General features: G+C 59.7%; 22 protein-coding genes. 16 read left to right on the top strand and 6 right to left on the bottom strand.

Annotated elements, in window-relative coordinates; all coding sequences use genetic code 11:
• Nucleotides 1-93: 93 nt before the first annotated feature.
• On the top strand, nt 94-1041 hold the full coding sequence (locus tag AB3226_RS13135) for an alpha/beta hydrolase (RefSeq protein ID WP_367373356.1): 948 nt from the start codon (nt 94-96) through the stop codon (nt 1039-1041).
• A gap of 130 nt (nt 1042-1171) precedes the next feature.
• On the opposite strand, the gene AB3226_RS13130 is transcribed toward AB3226_RS13135, so the two are convergent.
• A complete protein-coding gene (locus tag AB3226_RS13130; RefSeq protein WP_367373355.1) occupies nt 1172-1924 on the bottom strand; it encodes a hypothetical protein in 753 nt (250 codons plus the stop codon).
• 133 nt (nt 1925-2057) lie between these two features.
• On the opposite strand from AB3226_RS13130, the gene AB3226_RS13125 reads away from it, so the two are divergent.
• Nucleotides 2058-2690 carry a 2OG-Fe(II) oxygenase gene (locus AB3226_RS13125; RefSeq protein WP_367373354.1) on the top strand — a complete coding sequence of 211 codons (633 nt, stop codon included), beginning with the start codon at nt 2058-2060 and terminating at the stop codon, nt 2688-2690.
• A gap of 2 nt (nt 2691-2692) precedes the next feature.
• Nucleotides 2693-3178: a DUF523 domain-containing protein gene (locus tag AB3226_RS13120; RefSeq protein WP_367373353.1), complete on the top strand. Its 486-nt coding sequence runs from the start codon at nt 2693-2695 to the stop codon at nt 3176-3178.
• 129 nt (nt 3179-3307) lie between these two features.
• Here the strand turns inward: AB3226_RS13120 and AB3226_RS13115 are convergent, their stop codons facing one another.
• Nucleotides 3308-3892, bottom strand: a complete 585-nt coding sequence (locus tag AB3226_RS13115; RefSeq protein WP_367373352.1) for a transporter substrate-binding domain-containing protein — start codon at nt 3890-3892, stop codon at nt 3308-3310.
• 135 nt (nt 3893-4027) lie between these two features.
• On the opposite strand from AB3226_RS13115, the gene AB3226_RS13110 reads away from it, so the two are divergent.
• Entirely contained in the window at nt 4028-4453 is a 426-nt protein-coding gene (locus AB3226_RS13110; RefSeq protein WP_367373351.1) for a DUF4399 domain-containing protein, read from the top strand.
• Between the two features lie 63 nt (nt 4454-4516).
• Here AB3226_RS13110 and serA read toward each other — a convergent pair whose 3' ends face one another.
• Nucleotides 4517-5746, bottom strand: coding sequence for a phosphoglycerate dehydrogenase (gene serA / locus AB3226_RS13105; protein WP_367373350.1), 1230 nt, complete (start codon nt 5744-5746; stop codon nt 4517-4519).
• 205 nt (nt 5747-5951) lie between these two features.
• Between serA and AB3226_RS13100 the strand changes: the two genes are divergently transcribed.
• From AB3226_RS13100 to AB3226_RS13085, 4 genes are all read left to right on the top strand, one after another.
• Nucleotides 5952-7346, top strand: coding sequence for an FAD-binding oxidoreductase (locus tag AB3226_RS13100; protein WP_367373349.1), 1395 nt, complete (start codon nt 5952-5954; stop codon nt 7344-7346).
• 37 nt (nt 7347-7383) lie between these two features.
• Nucleotides 7384-8049 (top strand): fumarylacetoacetate hydrolase family protein, encoded by a 666-nt coding sequence (locus AB3226_RS13095; RefSeq protein WP_008007329.1) that lies wholly within the window; start codon nt 7384-7386, stop codon nt 8047-8049.
• A gap of 264 nt (nt 8050-8313) precedes the next feature.
• Nucleotides 8314-9243, top strand: a complete 930-nt coding sequence (locus AB3226_RS13090) for an SdiA-regulated domain-containing protein (RefSeq protein WP_367373348.1) — start codon at nt 8314-8316, stop codon at nt 9241-9243.
• Between the two features lie 96 nt (nt 9244-9339).
• Complete coding sequence (locus AB3226_RS13085) at nt 9340-10257, top strand: SdiA-regulated domain-containing protein (RefSeq protein WP_367373347.1); 918 nt, start codon at nt 9340-9342, stop codon at nt 10255-10257.
• A 143-nt stretch (nt 10258-10400) separates the two neighbouring features.
• Here the strand turns inward: AB3226_RS13085 and rpiA are convergent, their stop codons facing one another.
• The gene (gene rpiA / locus AB3226_RS13080; RefSeq protein WP_367373346.1) at nt 10401-11075 is read right to left on the bottom strand and encodes a ribose-5-phosphate isomerase RpiA; all 675 of its coding nucleotides are present in this window, start codon (nt 11073-11075) and stop codon (nt 10401-10403) included.
• A 329-nt stretch (nt 11076-11404) separates the two neighbouring features.
• Here rpiA and ilvA point away from each other — a divergent pair, with 329 nt between their 5' ends.
• From ilvA to AB3226_RS13060, 4 genes are read left to right on the top strand one after another with little or no spacing between them, the layout of a single operon-like run.
• The gene (gene ilvA, locus AB3226_RS13075) at nt 11405-12919 is read left to right on the top strand and encodes a threonine ammonia-lyase, biosynthetic (protein WP_050682241.1); all 1515 of its coding nucleotides are present in this window, start codon (nt 11405-11407) and stop codon (nt 12917-12919) included.
• A gap of 39 nt (nt 12920-12958) precedes the next feature.
• Nucleotides 12959-13372 carry a DUF2269 family protein gene (locus AB3226_RS13070; protein WP_367373345.1) on the top strand — a complete coding sequence of 138 codons (414 nt, stop codon included), beginning with the start codon at nt 12959-12961 and terminating at the stop codon, nt 13370-13372.
• Between the two features lie 15 nt (nt 13373-13387).
• Nucleotides 13388-14644: an SDR family oxidoreductase gene (locus AB3226_RS13065; RefSeq protein ID WP_367373344.1), complete on the top strand. Its 1257-nt coding sequence runs from the start codon at nt 13388-13390 to the stop codon at nt 14642-14644.
• A complete protein-coding gene (locus tag AB3226_RS13060; protein ID WP_367373343.1) occupies nt 14641-15108 on the top strand; it encodes a DUF2269 family protein in 468 nt (155 codons plus the stop codon). The genes AB3226_RS13065 and AB3226_RS13060 overlap by 4 nt, the downstream gene beginning before the upstream one ends.
• A 49-nt stretch (nt 15109-15157) precedes the next feature.
• On the opposite strand, the gene AB3226_RS13055 is transcribed toward AB3226_RS13060, so the two are convergent.
• Nucleotides 15158-15814, bottom strand: a complete 657-nt coding sequence (locus AB3226_RS13055; RefSeq protein WP_367373342.1) for an HAD family hydrolase — start codon at nt 15812-15814, stop codon at nt 15158-15160.
• Between the two features lie 143 nt (nt 15815-15957).
• Between AB3226_RS13055 and AB3226_RS13050 the strand changes: the two genes are divergently transcribed.
• Together AB3226_RS13050 and ptsP are read left to right on the top strand one after the other, a co-directional pair.
• Nucleotides 15958-16437, top strand: a complete 480-nt coding sequence (locus AB3226_RS13050) for an RNA pyrophosphohydrolase (RefSeq protein WP_007897732.1) — start codon at nt 15958-15960, stop codon at nt 16435-16437.
• Between the two features lie 22 nt (nt 16438-16459).
• On the top strand, nt 16460-18739 hold the full coding sequence (gene ptsP / locus AB3226_RS13045; protein WP_038980905.1) for a phosphoenolpyruvate--protein phosphotransferase: 2280 nt from the start codon (nt 16460-16462) through the stop codon (nt 18737-18739).
• Between the two features lie 130 nt (nt 18740-18869).
• On the opposite strand, the gene AB3226_RS13040 is transcribed toward ptsP, so the two are convergent.
• Complete coding sequence (locus AB3226_RS13040) at nt 18870-19616, bottom strand: NRDE family protein (RefSeq protein ID WP_367373341.1); 747 nt, start codon at nt 19614-19616, stop codon at nt 18870-18872.
• Between the two features lie 134 nt (nt 19617-19750).
• Here AB3226_RS13040 and AB3226_RS13035 point away from each other — a divergent pair, with 134 nt between their 5' ends.
• Both AB3226_RS13035 and lgt read left to right on the top strand, forming a co-directional pair.
• Entirely contained in the window at nt 19751-20533 is a 783-nt protein-coding gene (locus AB3226_RS13035; protein ID WP_367373340.1) for a sulfite exporter TauE/SafE family protein, read from the top strand.
• 82 nt (nt 20534-20615) lie between these two features.
• Entirely contained in the window at nt 20616-21422 is an 807-nt protein-coding gene (lgt, locus tag AB3226_RS13030) for a prolipoprotein diacylglyceryl transferase (RefSeq protein WP_367373339.1), read from the top strand.
• The last annotated feature ends 60 nt before the right edge of the window (nt 21423-21482 follow it).

Here is a 21482-nt window from a genome sequence, read left to right as displayed (position 1 = left end):
TTCAATCCTCGAAGGTCGGCTAGCTTGCCATGCTTGCCGCGACAGATGAATATCGCAGGCCTATAAAGTCCGTTTCGCGCTCTGGAATAGCCCATGTCTGCCACTTTCGACCCCGATCATTTGCGTGCCAGCCTGCGGCCATTGGCCGAGTGGCAGCCGCTGTCGGCGGAGGCGATGGCCTATCAGCATTTTTATCGGCTGGATTTTCCCCGGCGGACCTTGCGCAGTGGCCTGGGGCGTTTCGAGGTCGATGGCTATGAAGTGGTCAGCCAACTCTGGTGGCCCGAGCGGGCGAAGGCGACACTGTTTCTGTTTCACGGTTTCTACGATCACACCGGGCTCTATCGGCATGTGATCGAGTGGGCGCTGGACCAGGGTTTTGCAGTGATCGCCTGTGACCTGCCGGGGCATGGTCTGTCCAGTGGCGAACGGGCGAGCATCAAGGATTTCGCCGAGTATCAGAGCACGCTGCAAGGGCTGTTGGCCGAGGCGCAATCGCTGGGCCTTCCGCAGCCCTGGCACCTGTGCGGGCAAAGCACCGGCGGGGCGATCGTGATCGATCATGTGCTCAATCAGGGCGCGCACAGTCCCGCCCAGGGGCAGGTGATTTTGCTGTCGCCACTGGTGCGGCCGCGAGCGTGGGGCTGGTCGCAGCTCAGTTATTACCTGCTCAAGCCGTTCGTCAAAGGCATCGCCCGGCGTTTCAGCGAGAACTCCAACGACCCTGACTTCCTGACGTTCCTGCAAGCCGATCCGTTGCAACCGCTGCGTCTGCCAACGGCCTGGGTCGGTGCGCTGGGTCGGTGGATCAAGCGCATCGAAGCGGCGCCGCGCAGCCCGCGGCGGCCGCTGATCGTGCAGGGGCAGGCGGACATGACCGTGGATTGGCAGCACAACCTTGAGGTGTTGCGGGGCAAGTTCGATCGGCCTCAGGTGCTGATGCTGCCTGAGGCGCGGCATCATCTGGCGAATGAGTCAGCGGGATTGCGGCAGGAGTATTTCGGGTTTTTGACCAAGCGGATGAAGGGGCGAAATCTTTAGTGCTAGTCAGGGCCTCATCGCGGGCAAGCCCGCTCCCACAGGTATCTGCTTTGACCGAAGGATTTGTGAACGACACCGATCACTGTGGGAGCGGGCTTGCCCGCGATGGCGATCTGGCGGACACCAAAAACTATTGGGTAAGACTCGACGTACTCTGCCCCACCGCCAACCCCGCCCGAATTGCTGCCAATGCCGCTTGGTAGTAAGTCTTGCCTTCAGTGGACTCGGCAAAAGTTGCGAACTCTTCCAGCTCGTCATCCGACAGGTCGCGATAGACATACAGCAGCGTGTTGTTCAGATCGGCGCCGATCTGCTCCATCAGGCGCTGGCGCTGACCGTTCAACATGCCTTGCGCCTGACCGCCGCCGAGCAGGCCGGGGATCATCGAACTCAGGCTGTCGGCCGCCACGCCCGCGATCGCCAGGCTGACTTCAGCGCCGGCCTCGCGAGCGGGCAGGGCCTGGGCCAGGTGACCGATGATGAGTTGACGGGTATCGCTGGCCTGCATTTTCGGCAAGCCCTTGGCATTTTTCGCCAATTGATCGCGACGGGTCGCCAGCAGTTCGGCGGCGACGATTTTCTTGCCCAGGGCCGATTGAAAGAAGGTCAAGGCAGGTTTTGGATCGGCAAGCTTTTTGCGTAATTGCGCTTCGGCACGCTGGTCCATGGCCTTGGGAGCAAAGCGCTGATTGCTGTTGTTGACCAGAGCCTGGAACACCGCCGGCGGCAGGCTGTTCTGGTAACGCTGCTGAGCGGCCGAAAGAGCATCGTTGAAATGCGCGCGTTGTTCTGGCCAACCGGCGACCTTGTACAACTGGTCGTGGCCGTCCGCCCAAGCGGGCAAAACGCAGAACATCAACAGTGAGAAAAGCAAGCGACGCATAGGGACTCCTGTCAGCAGGCGACTATTCTCCGTGCGGCATTCGTACTTGTCGAGAATTCGTATCAGGTTGAGTGCCTTATCCGACCAATCCTCCGCTATGCGGCTCTGTCGGATTTGCGGGCACAGGAATACTATGCGCGCCATGCAAATATCCTCTGATCATCCGCTGCTGTTACGTATCGTCGACGACCTGGCTGAGCGTGGCTGGTCGCGGCAGAATATTTTCCTGCCTCTGGATCTGACCCAGGCGCTGGCAGCCGAGTGCCGAAAACGTGCCGCTGAGGGTGAGCTCGCCCCGGCCGCCGTGGGGCGCGGGCCGTTTTCGGAAATTCGCGAGGGCATTCGTGGTGACCATATCCAGTGGATCGAACCCGGTCAGGCCGAGGCCTGCGACCGTTATCTGGGGTTGATGGACAGCCTGCGTGAGGCGATGAATCGCGGTTTGTTTCTGGGCCTTGAAGATTTCGAAAGCCATTTCGCCCTGTACCCGCCTGGCGCTTTCTACCTAAAGCATGTCGACCGTTTCCGCGACGACGACCGGCGCATGGTCTCGGCGGTGATCTACCTCAATGACGGCTGGCTGCCCGAGCATGGCGGTCAGCTGCGCATGTACCTCGACGAAGGCGTCGAACACGATGTGGTGCCTACCGGCGGATGCCTGGTGGTGTTCCTGTCGGGCGAAGTCCCCCACGAAGTCCTGCCCGCGACCCGAGATCGCCTGTCGTTGACGGGCTGGTTCCGGCGTCGTGGCAACGAGCCGTTCTGATCATGCAAAAGATTCTGGTAAGCCGCTGTTTGCTCGGTCACCGCGTCCGTTACGACGGCGGCGCCAGTGGGCCATTCAACCTGTTGGAACAGTGGATTTCCGAAGGCCGGGTGGTGCCGTTGTGCCCGGAAGTCGCCGGTGGTTTGCCGACGCCAAGGGCCGCGGCGGAGATTCCGGGCGGGCAGGGCGCTGAAGTGCTTGATGGCCTTGCATCGGTGATCACCACCGAGGGCGAGGACGTCAGTGCCGAGTTTCTTTCGGGGGCTTATCAGGCGCTGGAACTGGTGCAGCAGCACGGCATCCGCATTGCCGTGCTCAAGGCCAACAGCCCGTCTTGCGGGAATCTGTTGACGTATGACGGGACGTTCAGAGGCGTGAAGGTCAGTGGTGAAGGTGTCACCGCTGCATTGCTCAAGCGCAATGGCGTCCAAATCTTCAGCGAGTTGGAATTGGCCGAAGCGGCGCAGGCTCTGGCAGCCCTCGACTAACGACCCTGCACAAATCCCTGTGGGAGCGGGCTTGCCCGCGATGGCGGTTCTACATTCAACATCGATGTTGAATGTTATGGCCTCATCGCGGGCAAGCCCGCTCCCACAGGGTTACTCATCAGCCTTGAATCAGGGTTTCGGCGTCACACTCGTATCCGCCCCTAACCACTTCTGCGACAACGCTTCCAATCGGCCATCTCCCTTGATCCGCTGCAAGGCGTTTTCGAGGCTCGCTTGAAATGCCGGGTTACCCTTCTGAAACGGAATCGCCAGGCTCACGGTCTGGCTGGCTTTCGGCTTTTCCTCAGTCAGCGACTGCACCAATAGTATTGAGCGCGGTTCTTCCTTCTGCGCGATCAATTGCGCATCGGTTTGAATGTAAGGTTGGCTGAAGTCGAAACGCTCCGTGAGCGCCGGGGTCTCTGTGATGTGGTTGATGGCGATGTCGTATTTGCCACTTTCGACGCCGGTCAGCAAATCATTGGAATCGGTGACGACAAAGTCGGCGCGCACATCCAGCTCAGCGGCCAGCAACTGCCCCAGCTCGACCTCGAACCCGGTCAGTTTGTCGTCCTCCTTGAAATTGAAGGGCGGTGTATTAGCCTCAAGGGCAATGCGCAATTCGCCGCGGTCGTTTACATCGTCAATCAGTTCGGCATGAGCCAAAGGGCTCAAAAGGGGCAGCAGGCAAATCAGGCCAGGCAAAAAGCGCATGGTCACTCCTTTGAATTCATTTATCGCGACGCGCTGTTCAGCCTCGCTTTGCTATGGTTATTGAGTGACTTCGACAACGAATGGCCGTGAAGTTGTCACGGTCGAGCGGATTTTACGGAAAAACTGGAGAAGAGAATGAAAAGCTTTATGTCACGTGCAGCGTTGGCTGGCCTGTTGCTGGGTGCATCGATGCTGGCAACGGCTGCTACACCGGCCCCCAAAGGCGCCGAAGCGTCCATCGTTTCTCCTGAGGACGGCGCCACGGTTCCCCAGACCTTCACCGTCAAATTCGCTGTGAAGAACATCGCGCTGGCGCCTGCCGGCGATGTCACCAAGAACACGGGGCATCATCACTTGCTGATCGATGTCGATAAACTGCCCGCCGCCGGTGCGCCGATCCCGATGGATGCCAACCATATGCACTTCGGCAAACCGCAGACCCAGGCCGAAATCAAACTGGCACCGGGCAAGCACACCTTGCAGCTCGAGCTGGGCGACAGCGGTCACATGCCGTTCGATCCGCCGATCGTTTCGAAGAAAATCACCGTGACTGTGAAGTAACTTTTCCACAGCCATGAAAAAGGGAGACCCGAGGGTCTCCCTTTTTTGTCGCTCAAAACGCGATCAGAACAACACGCGGCAACGAATGGTGCCGTTGATGTGCTGCAGCTTCTCCTGGGCAATTTCCGAGTAATCGGCGTCGACGTCGATCACGACGTAGCCGACTTTCTCGTTGGTCTGCAGGAACTGACCGGAAATGTTGATGCCGTTTTCGGCGAAGACCTTGTTGATCTCGCTCATCACACCCGGAATGTTCTCGTGGATGTGCAGCAGACGGTGCTTGCCAGGGTGAGCCGGCAGAGCCACTTCCGGGAAGTTCACGGACGATACCGAAGTACCGTTGTCGCTGTACTTGACCAGTTTTTCCGCCACTTCCAGACCAATGTTGGCCTGCGCCTCAGCGGTGGAACCACCGATGTGCGGGGTCAGGATCACGTTGTCCAGGCCACGCAGCGGGCTTTCGAACTCTTCTTCGTTGGAGCGCGGCTCCACCGGGAATACGTCGATGGCCGCACCGATCAGGTGTTTGTCCTTGATCGCGTCCGCCAGGGCGTCCAGTTCGACCACGGTGCCGCGAGCAGCGTTGATCAGAATGCCGCCCTTCTTGATGGCGCGGATTTCCTTCTCGCCGATCATCCACTGGGTGGCTGCGGTTTCCGGAACGTGCAGAGTGACGATGTCGGACATGCCCAGCAACTCGGTCAGGCTGGCAACTTGCGTTGCGTTGCCCAATGGCAGCTTGGTCACCGTGTCGTAGAAGTACACCTGCATGCCCAGGCCTTCAGCCAGGACCGACAATTGAGTACCGATCGAGCCGTAACCGACGATACCCAGCTTCTTGCCACGGATTTCGAAGGAGTTGGCTGCGCTCTTGATCCAGCCGCCACGGTGGCAGGAAGCGTTCTTCTCAGGAATGCCGCGCAGCAACAGGATCGCTTCGGCCAATACCAGCTCGGCTACGGAGCGAGTGTTGGAGTACGGCGCGTTGAATACTGCGATGCCGCGTTCGCGAGCCGCGTTGAGGTCGACCTGGTTGGTGCCGATGCAGAAACAGCCAACCGCCACCAGTTTCTTCGCGTGATCGAAAATTTCTTCGGTCAGTTGAGTGCGGGAGCGAATGCCGATGAAGTGAGCATCAGCGATCTTTTCCTTCAGCTGGGCTTCCGGCAGAGAACCTGTGAGGTACTCGATGCTGGTGTAGCCCGCCGCCTTGAGGACGTCGACAGCCGATTGGTGGACGCCTTCGAGAAGAAGGAACTTGATCTTGCTCTTATCGAGAGAAGTCTTGCTCATCTGCGTAAACCTGTGTCCCGGAGAAAAAATGGCAGGAAGTAGCCAGCAGATGCTGACCCGGACGGCAAGAAAGCCGTCGCCGCAGAACAGCCTTTGGGCACTATCCTGCGGGGTCGGTATGCTAGCATATGCACCCCGCTAAACACTCATTCCTGCGACGTGAAGCGTCTTCAGGATGACCATGAATTGTTCGAGAGTTCTGTCGATGACCAATCCTGCCCTGATTGATGAGCTGAAGACCCTGGTTGAGCCTGGCAAGGTGCTGACCGACGCCGACTCCCTGAATGCTTACGGTAAGGATTGGACCAAGCATTTCGCCCCGGCCCCGACGGCCATCGTGTTTCCCAAGACCACCGAGCAGGTCCAGGCCATTGTTCGTTGGGCCAATGAACACAAGGTGGCGCTGGTGCCGTCCGGCGGTCGTACCGGGCTTTCGGCTGCGGCCGTGGCCGCCAATGGCGAAGTGGTCGTGTCCTTCGACTATATGAATCAGATCCTCGACGTGAACCTGACCGACCGCACGGCCGTTTGTCAGCCAGGCGTGGTCACTGAGCAATTACAGAACAAAGCCGAAGAACACGGTCTGTACTACCCGGTGGACTTCGCGTCGGCAGGTTCCAGCCAGATTGGCGGCAATATCGGCACCAATGCCGGCGGGATCAAGGTGATTCGCTACGGCATGACCCGCAACTGGGTGGCCGGCATGAAGGTCGTCACCGGCAAGGGCGATCTGCTGGAACTGAACAAGGACCTGATCAAGAACGCCACCGGCTACGACCTGCGTCAGCTGTTTATCGGCGCCGAAGGCACGCTGGGTTTTGTGGTCGAGGCCACCATGCGTCTGGACCGTGCGCCGAAAAACCTCACCGCAATGGTCCTCGGCACCGCCGATTTCGATTCGATCATGCCGGTGTTGCACGCCTTCCAGAGCAAACTTGACCTGACCGCCTTCGAATTCTTCTCTGACAAAGCTCTGGCCAAGGTTATGGCGCGCGGCGATGTGCCGGCGCCGTTTGAATCCGATTGCCCGTTCTACGCGCTGCTGGAATTCGAAGCGACCACTGAAGAAGTGGCCAACCATGCCCTGGAAACCTTCGAGCACTGCGTCGAGGAAGGCTGGGTGCTGGACGGCGTGATGAGCCAGAGCGAAACCCAGTTGCAGAATCTCTGGAAGCTGCGCGAATACATCTCCGAAACCATTTCCCACTGGACGCCTTACAAAAACGACATTTCGGTCACTGTGTCGAAAGTTCCGGGGTTCCTGAAGGAGATTGACGCGATCGTCGGCGAACACTACCCGGATTTCGAAATCGTCTGGTTCGGGCACATCGGCGACGGCAACCTGCACTTGAACATCCTCAAGCCGGATAACCTGAGCAAGGACGAGTTTTTCGCCAAGTGCGCGACTGTCAACAAGTGGGTGTTCGAAACCGTCGAGAAGTACAACGGTTCGATTTCCGCCGAACACGGTGTGGGCATGACTAAACGTGACTATTTGACCTACAGTCGCTCGCCAGTTGAGATCGAGTACATGAAAGCCGTTAAAGCGGTATTCGACCCGAATGGCATCATGAACCCGGGCAAGATTTTCGCTGTTTGATTCTTCGAACTTTAAAAGCACGAAGCAGGAGTCGGTAATGAGCTACCAGCACCAGTATGTCGACGGTACGCGTATTCATTTCCCGTTGGGAAAAGTGGTATGCATCGGCCGCAACTACGCCGAGCACGCCAAGGAACTGGACAATCCGGTGCCTACCGAGCCACTGCTGTTCATCAAACCGGGCAGTTGCGTGGTGCCGCTGGAAGGCGGTTTCAGCATTCCAACCGAGCGTGGCTCGGTGCATTACGAGGCGGAAATCGCCGTGTTGATTGGCAAGCCATTGTCGACCAAACCGAGCCGTGAAGAAGTGCTGGACGCCATCTCCGGCATCGCCCCGGCTCTGGACCTGACTCTGCGCGACAAACAGGCCGAGCTGAAAGCCAAGGGCCTGCCGTGGGAAATCGCCAAGTCCTTCGATGGCGCGGCGGTGATTGCGCCATTCGTGGCGGGCAGTACCTTCGCCGACCTGACCGACATTGGCATCCGCCTGACCATCAATGGCGAAGTCCGCCAGGATGGCAACAGCAAGGACATGCTGAATCCGATCGTGCCGATGATCCAGTACATGGCCGGCTGCTTCTCGCTGCAGGCCGGTGATGTGATTCTCACGGGTACGCCGGTGGGCGTTGGTCCGCTGAATGTTGGTGACGAACTGGTGCTCGAACTGCCGGGCGCCAGCCGCTTCACCAGTAGCGTGCGCTGATCCAACGCAAAACCCTGTGGGAGCGGGCTTGCCCGCGATGAGGTCGTAACAGTCAACATTGATGTTGAATGTCAGACCGCCATCGCGGGCAAGCCCGCTCCCACAATGATTTTTAGTGGTCGCAAGTTTCTGTGTTCACACAGGGCAATCCCGCCATTTCCCGTTTTTTTCACATTTTGTCCGGATAATTCCGGGGCTTCTGGCGTCTGAGCCAGTCCCAATGTGCTATTACCCATAGCCTGAATTTCTGGAACGCATCCCTGCATGGCCACCCAACCGCTGCCCAAGCTGAAAACTGTCCGCCGCTCGCGCTTTGTCATGCGTTGGTATTCCTGGTTTTTGCTGGTGGCGGCCGCCGTGTATGGCCTCATGTTTGCGATGCATTGGGACGATCGCGGCCTGCTCTGGGTGATGGAGCGTTTCGAAAGCCCGGCCGAACGTCAGGAAAGTATCTGGCTGCCGGATTATCGGGCTGTGATCGACGCCAAGCTGCTCCCGGGCATGGAGAAGGATGAAGCATCGGACGTGTCTTATGACCCGCAGACCAAAACCCTGTTTGCGGTGATGGGCAAGAACCCGTTTCTGGTCGAATTGACGTTGCAAGGCGACGTGTTACGCAAGATGCCGCTGGTGGGTTGGGGTAACCCGGAAGGCGTGACGGCCATGGGTAACGGTTTGCTGGCGATTACCGATGAGCGCAAACACCTGCTTTCCATCGTCAAGGTCGATGCCGATACTCGCGAATTGAATATCGACAGTTTCCCGAAATATGACCTTGGCCCGTCGAAAAACCAGAATAAGGCCTTCGAGGCGATCGTCTGGGATGCGCGCAACCAGCAACTGCTGCTGGGTGAAGAGCGTCCGCCGGCACTGTTCAGCTGGAAAAGCGACGGAAGCCAAATCCTCAAGGGCGACAAGCAAAAGCTGCCCAGCGATGAGTTGGACATCCGCAATCTCTCGGCCCTGGCTATCGATCCGCGCACCGGCCACACCCTGGTGCTGTCCGCCGACTCTCACTTGTTGCTGGAATTGAACGAGAAAGGCGAGCAGGTCAGCTTCATGACTTTGCTTGGGGGGTTCAATGGTCTGAAGGAAACCATTCCTCGTGCCGAAGGCGTGACCATGGACGAAGCGGGTACGCTGTACATGGTGAGCGAACCTAACCTGTTCTACCGGTTCGAAAAACAACCGTAGAGTTCGGTAATTGTGGTCGAAGGCCACTGGCCATTAAGCTTGAATTCATACTGCCGTGGTATTTCATCCGCCCGTCTTGTTGCCGAGCTCGCCTGAATGCGCCGACTTGCCCGTCCCAAACCCCTGATGCTGATCCTGTCGGTAATTGCGCTGATCGTGCTGATTGCAGTCGGCCAGTACCTGCGTCTGTTCGAGCGCACCTGGTTCAATGTGCAGGCGTTATGGCAGCCTATGAATGCCCAGTCCATTGGTCTGGATCAGTATCAGGCAGTCATCGAGGCGCAAGTCATTGACGGTCTGGACCACGATGTTTCGGCGCTGACCTTCGATCCCGTGCGTAAAAGCTTGTTCACCGTTACCAACAAAAATGCCGAACTGATCGAATTGTCCCTGGAAGGCAAAATCCTGCGGCGTGTGGCGTTGGTCGGGTTTGGCGACCCGGAGGCGGTGGAATTCATCAGTGCTGACACTTACGTGATCACCGACGAGCGCCAGCAACGGCTGATCAAGATTCATCTGGAAAAGGACACGACGTTCCTCGATGCCGCGGACGCCGAGCAGATGACCCTCGGCGTGCACATGAGCGGCAACAAGGGTTTTGAAGGGTTGGCCTATGACTCGGTGGGCAAGCGCTTGTTTGTCGCCAAGGAGCGCGACCCGATGCTGATCTACGAAGTTCAGGGCTTTCCGCATTACAACCCGGAGAAATCCTACGCGGTGCATGTGGTGAACAACCCCAAGCGCGATGCCGGGATGTTCGTGCGAGACCTGTCGAGCCTGCAATACGACGAGCGCAGCGGCCATCTGCTGGCGCTGTCCGATGAGTCACGACTGATTCTGGAGCTGGATGTCGATGGGCGACCGCTGACCACTCTGTCACTGAGCAAGGGTCGTCAGGGATTGCAGAAGACTGTGCCGCAAGCAGAAGGCATCGCCATGGACGACGACGGCACCCTGTACCTCGTCAGCGAGCCGAATCTTTTCTACGTCTTCAAAAAACCGACGCAAAACTAACCGGTATCCCAAAACACTGTGGGAGCGGGCTTGCCCGCGATGGCGGCCTTTCAGTCAACATCAATGTTGAATGTGACGGCCTCATCGCGGGCAAGCCCGCTCCCACAGGTATTTCATTTGCCCATAAATCTGGGCGATTTCACTTACTCGGCGCGCAGGGTTTTCACACCTTCACTCGTCCCCAGCAGCAGCAAATCGGCCGGGCGGGCTGCGAACAAACCGTTGGTGACCACGCCGACGATGGCATTGATCTGTGTTTCCAGCTCCACCGGGTTGGTGATCTGCATGTTGAACACATCGAGGATGATGTTGCCGTTGTCGGTCAGCACGCCTTCACGGTAAACCGGGTCGCCGCCGAGTTTCACCAGTTGGCGGGCCACGTGGCTGCGGGCCATCGGGATCACTTCCACCGGCAGCGGGAACGCACCGAGCACCGGCACCAGTTTGCTGGCGTCGGCGATGCAGATGAAGGTCTTGGCCACGGCCGCAACAATCTTCTCGCGGGTCAGGGCCGCGCCGCCGCCCTTGATCAGATTCAGGTGTTCGTCGCTTTCATCGGCGCCGTCGACGTAGAACTCCAGGTCGCTGACGGTATTGAGCTCATACACCGCAATGCCGTGGCCCTTGAGGCGGGCGGCGGTGGCTTCGGAACTGGCGACCGCGCCATCGAACGCGCCTTTGTGCTTGGCCAGGGCATCGATGAAGCAGTTGGCGGTGGAGCCGGTGCCGACCCCGACGATGCTCTTGTCGTCGAGTTTCGGAAGGATGAAGTCGACGGCGGCCTGGGCTACGGCCTGTTTGAGTTGATCCTGGGTCATGCGGGCTCCGAAGTGCCGAAAGGGGAACGAAAGGCCGGCATTATAGGCCTCGCGATGGGGAAGGTCATTGCCGGTATGTCGAATGGTGGCGAGGGGGCTTGCTCCCGCTCGGCTGCGCAGCAGTCGTAAAACCTGCTGATGCGGTGTGTCTGAAAGAACGGGGGTGTCTGTTTTGGGAGCGCTTCGCGCTCCAGCGGGAGCAAGCTCCCTCGCCACAATGAGTCTCTTGCGTTCGCGAGCGGCTAAAACCATCTGTTTAGTGTGGTCGCCCGCCCAAAAGCCGGGTTAGACTCCTTGACCCTGCCCAACCCGCTCAGTGATGCTTTCCGATGCTCGAACAGTACGTCAAAAAGATCCTCACCTCGCGCGTTTATGACGTTGCCGTAGAAACCCCATTGCAGACTGCCCGCCAGCTCTCCGAGCGGCTGGGCAACGATATCTGGCTCAAGCGTGAAGACTTGCAGCCGGTGTTCTCGTTCAAGATTCGCGGCGCCTATAACAAGTTGACGCAGCTGAGCGATGAAGAGCGCGCTCGCGGCGTGGTCACCGCGTCGGCGGGCAATCATGCGCAAGGCCTGGCCCTGGCGGCCAAGGTTCTGGGCGTGAAAGCGACCATCGTGATGCCCAAGACCACCCCGGAGATCAAGGTCGAAGGCGTACGCTCGCGCGGCGGCAAAGTGGTGCTGCACGGGGATTCGTTCCCGGAAGCCTTGGCCTACTCGCTGAAACTGGTCGACGAAAAAGGCTACGTCTACATTCACCCTTACGACGATCCCCACACCATTGCCGGGCAGGGCACGGTGGCGATGGAGATTCTGCGCCAGCACCCTGGGCGCCTGGATGCGATCTTCGTTCCGGTGGGCGGCGGCGGGCTGATCGCCGGGATCGCGGCGTACGTGAAATACCTGCGCCCGGACATCAAAATCATCGGCGTCGAACCGGATGACTCCAACTGCCTGCAAGCCGCCATGGCGGCCGGCGAGCGGGTGGTGCTGCCGACCGTGGGGCTCTTTGCCGACGGCGTCGCGGTGGCTCAGATCGGTCAGCACACTTTCGATATCTGCAAAGACTACGTAGACGAAGTCATCACCGTCAGCACCGACGAGATTTGTGCGGCAATCAAGGATATCTACGACGATACCCGCTCGATCACTGAACCTGCCGGCGCCTTGGGCGTGGCCGGGATCAAGAAGTATGTCGAGCAACGCGGTGTCACGGGGCATACCTTCGTGGCCATCGACTCCGGCGCCAACGTCAACTTCGACCGCTTGCGCCACGTGGCCGAGCGCGCTGAACTGGGCGAGGGTCGCGAAGCCATCATCGCCGTGACCATTCCCGAGAAACCGGGCAGCTTCAAGGCGTTCTGCGAAGCCATCGGCAAGCGCCAGATCACCGAATTCAATTACCGCTACAACACTGGCAGCGAAGCGCACATCTTTGTCGGCGTGCAGACGCATCCGGAAAACGACCCGCGCAGTGCGCTGCTCGCCAGTCTCACCGAGCAGGGTTTCCCGGTGCTCGACCTGACCGACAACGAACTGGCCAAGTTGCACATCCGCCACATGGTAGGCGGGCGTGCTGTCCATGTGGTCGATGAAGTGGTGCTGCGCTTCGAGTTCCCGGAGCGTCCGGGTGCGTTGTTCAACTTCCTCAACAAACTCGGCGGGCGCTGGAACATTTCGATGTTCCACTACCGCAACCACGGCGCGGCAGATGGCCGTGTGGTCGCGGGCCTGCAAGTGCCGCACGACGAGCGTCACCTGGTACCGGCCGCGCTGGAAGAAATCGGTTACCCGTACTGGGACGAAAGCGACAACCCGGCCTATCAGCTGTTTCTCGGCTGAGCGGCTACGCTGATGGGCACGGCCTAAGGAAGAAAACACATGGAAACCCTGACTACCCTCAAAGTCCTCCACGTCGCGGCGACCGTTGTGTTGCTGGCTTGCGGTCTGGGGCTCGCGGTTCTGACCTGGCGTAAGCGTGGCGAGGGGCCGGCCAGTACGCTGCGCCGGCCGTGGTTGTTTGTCTGGTATCTGGCGCTGCTGTGCATGCTCAGCATGCCGTTCACAGGCTGGTGGCTGGTGCATCTGGTCGGCTGGCCGTTGGGTCAGACATGGGTGCTGGGTTCCAGTGTCATCTATGTCATAGCGGCGTTTAGCGCGCTGTGGCTGCTGGCGCGACTGAATCGCCTGCGCACTGGCGGTGCCGGCAGCTGGAAGTTCACGCTGGGGCTGGCGATCGTCAGTGGCGTCGGTTTTCTCTCTATTGCTGCATTGATGGGTGCAAAACCCGTTTAAGCAACAAGGACGTTCATGAAAATTCTATTGGCGGGTGGCACAGGTTTTGTGGGCCGCCACCTGTTGCGTGCGCTGCGCGGTGCGGGCCATTCGGTCATTGCCACCAGCCGCGAACCTCAGGCTCCGGGTTGGCCGGGTGTTGAGTGGCGGCGACTGGATCTCGGGTTGTTGGCGGGCGATCCCGCGCATTTTGTTTTTCCCTACGATGTCGATCTGTTGATCAATGCCGCCGGTCTTCTGAGCGTCGACGCGCAGACGCTGAGTCTGATTCAGGATCGCGGCACCCGAGTGTTGTTCGATCAGGCTGCGCGCCAGGGTGTCCGGGTACTGCAGATTTCCGCGCTGGGGGCGGCGGCTCAATCCGATGTGCCGTTTCTTGCCAGCAAAGGTGTGGCAGATGAGTATCTGTTGGGGCTGAACATCGCCTCAGTCGTCTTGCGGCCCTCGCTGGTGCTAGGCGCGGGCGGTGCGAGCAGTGCCTGGCTGGCCGGCCTTTCCCCTTGGCCGTTGATCCCCTTGCTGGATCTCAAGGCTCGGCTGCAACCCCTGCATATCGATGATCTGGTGGGTGCTGTGATGGCCCTGCTGCGGCAATGGCCGGCTCAGTCAATGGTGCTGCCGCTCGTTGGTCCCGAGCCGATGACGCTAGCCGAGGTCATCGATCATATGCGTGCGGCGCAGGGTTGGGCGCCCGGGCGATATGTAAAGGTACCTGACTTGTTGACCCGCGTGGGCAGCTGGCTGGGAGACCGATCCGGCTGGCGGGCCTTGAACCGTCAAAGCGTGACCCTGGCGCAGCGGGACAACCTGGCTGACCCCGACGTACTGGCTTCGGTCTGCTGCTATCGCGCCGCGCCTGTGCAAATCTGTTTGCAAGACTGGCCCTCGGTGGCTCAAAGCAGTCAGCGTGCCTTGCGCCCGCTGATGTTGGCGGTGCTGGCACTGATCTGGCTGGGGACGGCAGTGGTCTGTCTGGGCCCCGGCTACGAATGGAGTCTGCGGATCATGGCTGAAACCGGCATACACGGTAGCTGGGCGAAGTTTGCAGTCATCAGTGGCGCCGTGTGTGACGGCTTGCTGGGGTTGGGAATGCTGTTCAAGCGCTGGCGCCGATTGGCGTTGCGGCTGCAATTGGGCTTGATGCTCGGTTACACCGTCTGCATCAGCTTCGTGCTGCCCCATTACTGGTTTGATCCTTACGCGGCTGTCGGCAAGAATCTGGTGCTGATGGTGGCTACTTTATGGCTTCTTTGGACTGAACCCCGCCGATGAGCGCTTATCTGCTACTGAAAACCCTGCACATCCTGTCGTCGACTATTCTCTTTGGCCTTGGAGCCGGGTCCGCCTATTACGCACTTCGGGCCTGGCGCACCGGCAAGGTCGAAGTGATTGCTGTCACCTTCAAGCATCTGGTTTTTGCCGACTGGGCTTTCACCGCCACCACAGCCGTTCTCCAGCCGCTGAGCGGTTTGGGCCTGATGCATCTGGCAGGCTGGCCGCTGCAACAGACCTGGCTGATGTGGAGCATCGGTCTCTATTGCCTGGCGGGGATTTGCTGGTTGCCGGTGGTGTGGCTGCAAATCCGCGTGCACAAAATGGCCGACAAGGCTTTGCTGGAGGGCGCGCCGATGCCGATCAAGGCAGCGACCTACATGCGCTGGTGGTTTGCCTTGGGCTGGCCGGCGTTTTTGGCTTTCATGGCGATCTTCTACCTGATGGTGGCCAAGACCGCTTGAAAGCTCGCCCACAGGGGGGCGGCAACCACTGTGGGCATTGAGACAGCTTTTAGTCGCGCAGGCTGATCACCGGCCAACCACGCTTTTCAGCCTCGGCCCGCAGATTCACGTCCGGATCAACAGCAATCGGATTCGCCACCTGTTCCAGCAACGGCAAGTCATTCATCGAATCGCTGTAGAAATAGCTGTCTTCCAGGTTGTGGCCAGTCTCTTCCAGCCAACGAATCAACCGGGTCACCTTGCCTTCACGGAAGCACGGAACATCGGTGCTGCGCCCGCTGTAACGGCCGTCGATCATTTCGCATTCGGTGGCGATCAGGGTTTCGACGCCTAAACGCGTGGCAATCGGTCCGGTCACAAAGCGATTGGTGGCGGTGATGATCACCAGTTTGTCGCCGGCCTCACGGTGTTTAGCCAACAGTTCGAGGCCCTTGGGCAGCACGATCGGTTCGATGCAGTCGCGCATGTAGTCCAGGTGCCATTGATCCAGCGTGGCCATCTCGGTGCGGCCGAGAACTTCCAGGCAGAAGTTCAGGTACGCGTCGTTATCCAGCTTGCCGGCCAGGTAATCCTGATAGAACTCGTCGTTGCGTGCCTTGTAGGCGACGGCGTCGAGGAAACCGCGTTCGCACAGATAATCGCCCCAGGCGTGGTCACTGTCACCGCCCAGAAGCGTGTTGTCCAAGTCGAATAAAGCCAGCCGCATTGCAGTTACTCGCTGAAAAGTCTGTAGAAAGGTGTCCAGAATACGGACTTTTCACAAGAGTGCACATAAGGTAGGTCGGCTCGTTGCTGCTTTCACAACCTTTGTGGAACAATGCGACGACATGCGTTTGCGAGGTTGTTGCCGTGATCGACCCCGATGGTTTCCGCCCCAATGTCGGGATCATTCTGACGAATGATGCCGGCCAGGTGCTATGGGCTCGCCGTATCAATCAAGATGCCTGGCAGTTTCCACAGGGAGGGATCAACCCCCAGGAGACGCCGGAAGACGCCTTGTACCGCGAGTTGAACGAAGAAGTGGGCCTGGAGCGCGAAGATGTTGAAATACTCGCCTGCACCCGGGGCTGGTTGCGCTATCGTTTGCCGCAACGTCTGGTCAGGACGCACAGCCAACCACTGTGCATCGGCCAGAAGCAGAAATGGTTTCTCCTGCGCCTGATCTCCAACGAGCAGCGGGTGCGGATGGATTTGACCGGTAAACCGGAATTCGATGGCTGGCGCTGGGTCAGTTATTGGTATCCGTTGGGCCAGGTGGTGACATTCAAGCGCGAGGTTTATCGCCGCGCTCTCAAAGAGCTTGCCCCGCGCCTTTTAGCGCGCGACTGACGACGGAGTTCGACCCCGAGCCATGCTCAATACGCTGCGCAAGATCGTCCAGGAAGTTAACTCCGCCAAGGATCTCAAGGCGGCGTTGGGGATTATTGTGTTGCGCGTCAAAGAGGCCATGGGCAGCCAGGTCTGCTCGGTCTACCTGCTTGACCCAGAGACCAACCGCTTCGTGCTGATGGCCACCGAGGGCTTGAACAAGCGCTCGATCGGCAAAGTCAGCATGGCACCCAACGAAGGTCTGGTCGGCCTGGTCGGCACGCGTGAAGAACCCCTGAACCTCGAAAACGCCGCGGATCACCCGCGCTACCGTTACTTCGCCGAGACCGGTGAAGAGCGCTACGCCTCGTTCCTCGGGGCGCCGATCATTCACCACCGTCGCGTCGTCGGCGTGTTGGTCATTCAGCAAAAAGAACGCCGCCAGTTCGATGAAGGTGAAGAAGCCTTCCTCGTGACCATGAGCGCGCAACTTGCCGGCGTTATCGCCCACGCCGAGGCCACCGGCTCGATCCGTGGCCTGGGCCGTCAGGGCAAAGGTATCCAGGAAGCAAAGTTCGTCGGTGTACCGGGCTCACCGGGCGCGGCGGTCGGAACCGCGGTCGTCATGCTGCCGCCGGCCGACCTGGACGTGGTGCCGGACAAGACCATCACCGACATCAACGCGGAACTTGGCCTGTTCAAAACTGCCATCGAGGGCGTGCGCGCCGACATGCGAGCCTTGTCCGCCAAACTGGCGACCCAGCTGCGGCCTGAAGAGCGGGCGCTGTTCGACGTTTACCTGATGATGCTCGACGATGCCTCGCTCGGCAGCGAAATCACCACGGTGATCAAGACCGGTCAGTGGGCCCAGGGTGCGTTGCGTCAGGTGGTCACCGAACACGTCAACCGTTTCGAATTGATGGACGACGCCTACCTGCGTGAGCGCGCCTCGGACGTCAAAGACCTCGGTCGGCGCTTGCTGGCTTATCTGCAGGAAGAGCGGCAGCAGACGCTGGTCTACCCCGACAACACCATTCTGGTCAGCGAAGAACTGACGCCGGCAATGCTCGGCGAGGTGCCGGAAGGCAAGCTGGTCGGTCTGGTGTCGGTACTCGGTTCCGGCAACTCCCACGTGGCGATCCTGGCGCGCGCCATGGGCATCCCGACGGTGATGGGCCTGGTCGACTTGCCGTACTCCAAGGTCGACGGCATCCAGATGATCGTCGACGGCTACCACGGTGAGGTCTATACCAACCCGAGTGATGTGCTGCGCAAGCAGTTCGCCGAGGTGGTCGAGGAAGAGAAGCAACTGGCCCTCGGCCTGGATGCACTGCGGGACCTGCCGTGCATAACGGTCGACGGTCACCGCATGCCGCTGTGGGTCAACACTGGCCTGCTGGCGGACGTGGCACGGGCGCAGAAGCGCGGTGCCGAGGGCGTGGGTCTGTACCGCACCGAAGTGCCGTTCATGATCAATCAGCGCTTCCCGAGCGAAAAGGAGCAGCTGGCAATCTATCGCGAGCAGCTCGCCGCGTTCCATCCGCAACCGGTGACCATGCGCAGCCTGGACATCGGCGGCGACAAGGCGCTGTCGTACTTCCCGATCAAGGAAGACAACCCGTTCCTCGGCTGGCGTGGCATTCGTGTGACCCTCGATCACCCGGAGATTTTCCTGGTTCAAACCCGCGCCATGCTCAAGGCCAGCGAGGGCCTGAACAACCTGCGTATTTTGCTGCCGATGATTTCCGGCACCCATGAACTGGAAGAAGCCCTGCACCTGATTCATCGGGCCTGGGGCGAAGTGCGCGACGAAGGCTGCGACGTGCCCATGCCGCCGATTGGCGTGATGATCGAGATTCCGGCGGCGGTGTATCAGACAAAGGAACTGGCGCGGCAAGTGGACTTCCTGTCGGTCGGTTCCAACGATCTGACCCAGTATCTGCTGGCCGTGGACCGCAACAACCCGCGGGTGGCCGATCTCTACGACTACCTGCACCCAGCGGTGCTGCAAGCCCTTCAGAGCGTGGTGCGTGACGCTCATGCCGAAGGCAAGCCTGTGAGTATCTGCGGCGAAATGGCCGGTGACCCGGCGGCGGCGGTGTTGTTGATGGCGATGGGTTTCGACAGCCTGTCGATGAACGCCACCAACCTGCCGAAAGTGAAGTGGATGCTGCGTCAGATCAATCTGAGCAAGGCCAAGGAGTTGCTGGCTGAGCTGATGACCATCGACAACCCGCAAGTTATCCACAGCTCGCTGCAGTTGGCGCTGAAGAACCTTGGGCTGGCGCGGATGATTAATCCGGCTTCGGTTAAAACCCTTTAAAAGGCTGATGGCCTCATCGCAGGCAAGCCAGCTCCCACAGGAACTTGGGTCGACTCACAGATTTGTGATCAACACCAAAACCTGTGGGAGCTGGCTTGCCTGCGATGGGGCCAGTCCAGACAGTACAAAATTAAATCCTGACTTCCACTTCCCCCAAATGCCCCCCATACGGCCCGAAACTCCTTTCGACCATATGCCGTCCCCCCTCCGCCTGAACAATCAACGCCGTGCTCGCCCGTGTCCCATAAGTCGGGCTCTTGATAAATACGCTCGACAACAACGTCTCGGTAGCTTGCCCCACGCCAGTGTCCGGCAGTTCGGCAAGTGGCGCCGTCTGCGGGTCGCTCAGCAAGGCCAATAGCGCCTGTGGCTGCGGATCGCCCAACACTTCGCTCAATGCTGCCTTGGCCTTGAGCACTTTTGGCCACGGCGTATCCAGCCCCGCGTTCGATAGGCCATAAACCCCAGGTTTGAGCATGACTGCCTCTGTCTCACGGGCATTGAAGTGCCATAGCTCATTGGTATTGCCGATCAGCAGGTTAAACCCGGCATATTCCAGCGAACGTGCAACAACGTCGCTCAAGTAGTCGTCAATCGACATGTCCCCGCTGAGAAACTGCGCCACCAGTTCGCCTCGCGATTTGCGCGCCGGTGGCTGGAGGGGATCACGGATGTTGGTCAGCGCGGCGAAGCGCCCGTTGGCGCCGACACCGAGCCACGTACCGCCAGCCTCAAGGTCGCGACCGGCGTACACGTGCGGGGCTTGCGGCCATTGCGCCAGGGGCAGGCTGGGCCGGGCATAGAATTCGTCGCGGTTGGCCGCCACGATCAGTGGCTGGGCATGACCCGGCCGCCAGGCAAAAACAATCAGGCACATAAGGTGGTCCTTGTGTGTTTTTTGCTCACTCTACGCAGACATCGCTCATCGATCCATCGCCATCCACAGTGGAGCCAGAGGCCATGCTTCCGTTACCATGCCGCTCCTGATTCGGGATGCTTGGGGATGCGGCCATGGAATTTCTGCTCTATCTGGCGCTGGGCGCCTGTGCGGGCGTGCTGGCCGGGCTGTTCGGGGTAGGCGGCGGGATCATCATTGTCCCGGTGCTGGTGTTCAGTTTCACCTTGCAGGGATTTGATGCGTCGATCCTGACGCATCTGGCAGTCGGCACCTCGCTGGCGACAATCATCTTTACGTCGGTCAATGCGGTTCGCGAGCACCATCGCCGCGGCGCCGTGCGTTGGCCGATTTTTGCCTGGATGACGCTGGGCATTCTGATCGGTGCCGGTTTCGGCGCGCTGACTGCCGAAGCGATTTCCGGGCCGCATTTGCAGAAGATCATTGGTGTATTTGCGCTGATCATCGCCGTTCAACTCGCTTTGGACTTCAAGCCCAAGGCCAGCCGAACGGTGCCCGGTAAAGTCGGTCTGACCGTGGCTGGCAGCGTGATCGGCTGGGCCTCAGCGATTTTCGGGATTGGCGGCGGCTCGTTGACCGTGCCGTTCCTGACCTGGCGCAGCGTGCCAATGCAGCAGGCGGTGGCCACTTCGTCGGCCTGTGGCCTGCCAATCGCCCTGGCCAGTGCATTAAGTTTCATGATTCTGGGGTGGCACGATCCACTGCTGCCGGCCCATAGTCTCGGTTTTGTTTATTTGCCGGCGCTGCTGGGGATCGCCCTGACCAGCATGGTTTTCGCCCGCCTCGGTGCGCGACTGGCCCACAGGCTGTCGCCGCGTTTGCTAAAAAGACTGTTTGCCGCTTTGCTGTTTTGCGTCGGCTTGAGCTTCCTGCTCTGACGCATCGCGCAATCCTGGCTTAATCCTGGCGTGACAGCGTCGCCCGGGAATTTGAAGGTTTCAACTCTAAGGAGGAGTCGCAATGCTGCCTTACCCGCAGATCGACCCGGTGGCCCTGGCCATCGGTCCGCTGAAAATCCACTGGTACGGCCTGATGTACCTGATCGGCATCGGCGGTGCATGGCTGTTGGCGTCCCGTCGGCTGAACCGCTTCGACCCGACCTGGAGCAAAGAGAAACTCTCCGACATGGTGTTCTGGATGTCGATGGGTGTCATCGTCGGCGGCCGTTTGGGTTATGTGCTGTTTTACGACCTGAACGCCTACATCGCCAACCCACTGCTGATTTTCGAAGTGTGGAAGGGCGGCATGTCGTTCCACGGCGGATTTATCGGCGTGATGCTGGCGGCGCTGTGGTTCGGTAAAAAGAATGACAAGTCGTTCTTCCAGCTGATGGACTTCGTCGCGCCGATGGTGCCGATTGGCCTGGGTGCCGGGCGTATCGGTAACTTCATCAATGCTGAGTTGTGGGGCAAGGCGACCGACGTGCCGTGGGCGATGGTCTTCCCGACCGATCCGGCGCAGCTGGCGCGTCATCCGTCGCAGCTGTATCAGTTCGCGCTGGAAGGCGTGGCGCTGTTCGCGATCCTCTGGCTGTTCTCGCGCAAGCCGCGGCCGACCATGGCGGTGTCCGGGATGTTCGCGCTGTTCTATGGCATCTTCCGTTTCATCGTCGAATTTGTTCGCGTGCCGGATGCGCAACTGGGCTATCTGGCCTGGAACTGGCTGACCATGGGCCAGGTGCTGTGCGTACCGATGATCGTCGGCGGTTTGTTCCTGATCTGGCTGGCTTATCGACGCGCCCCGGCGACCCCGGCGGCCGCTGTATAAGAAGCAGGCGTTAAAATTCGAACCCCGGGGGCTTTGGCCCCGGGTTCAAGGACACAGGTA

Source organism: Pseudomonas lini (genome assembly GCF_964063345.1).
Classification (GTDB): Bacteria; Pseudomonadota; Gammaproteobacteria; order Pseudomonadales; family Pseudomonadaceae; genus Aquipseudomonas; species Aquipseudomonas lini_B.
The sequence above is the reverse complement of the archived record's forward strand: the minus strand, read 5'-3'. Positions and strand labels throughout refer to the sequence as shown.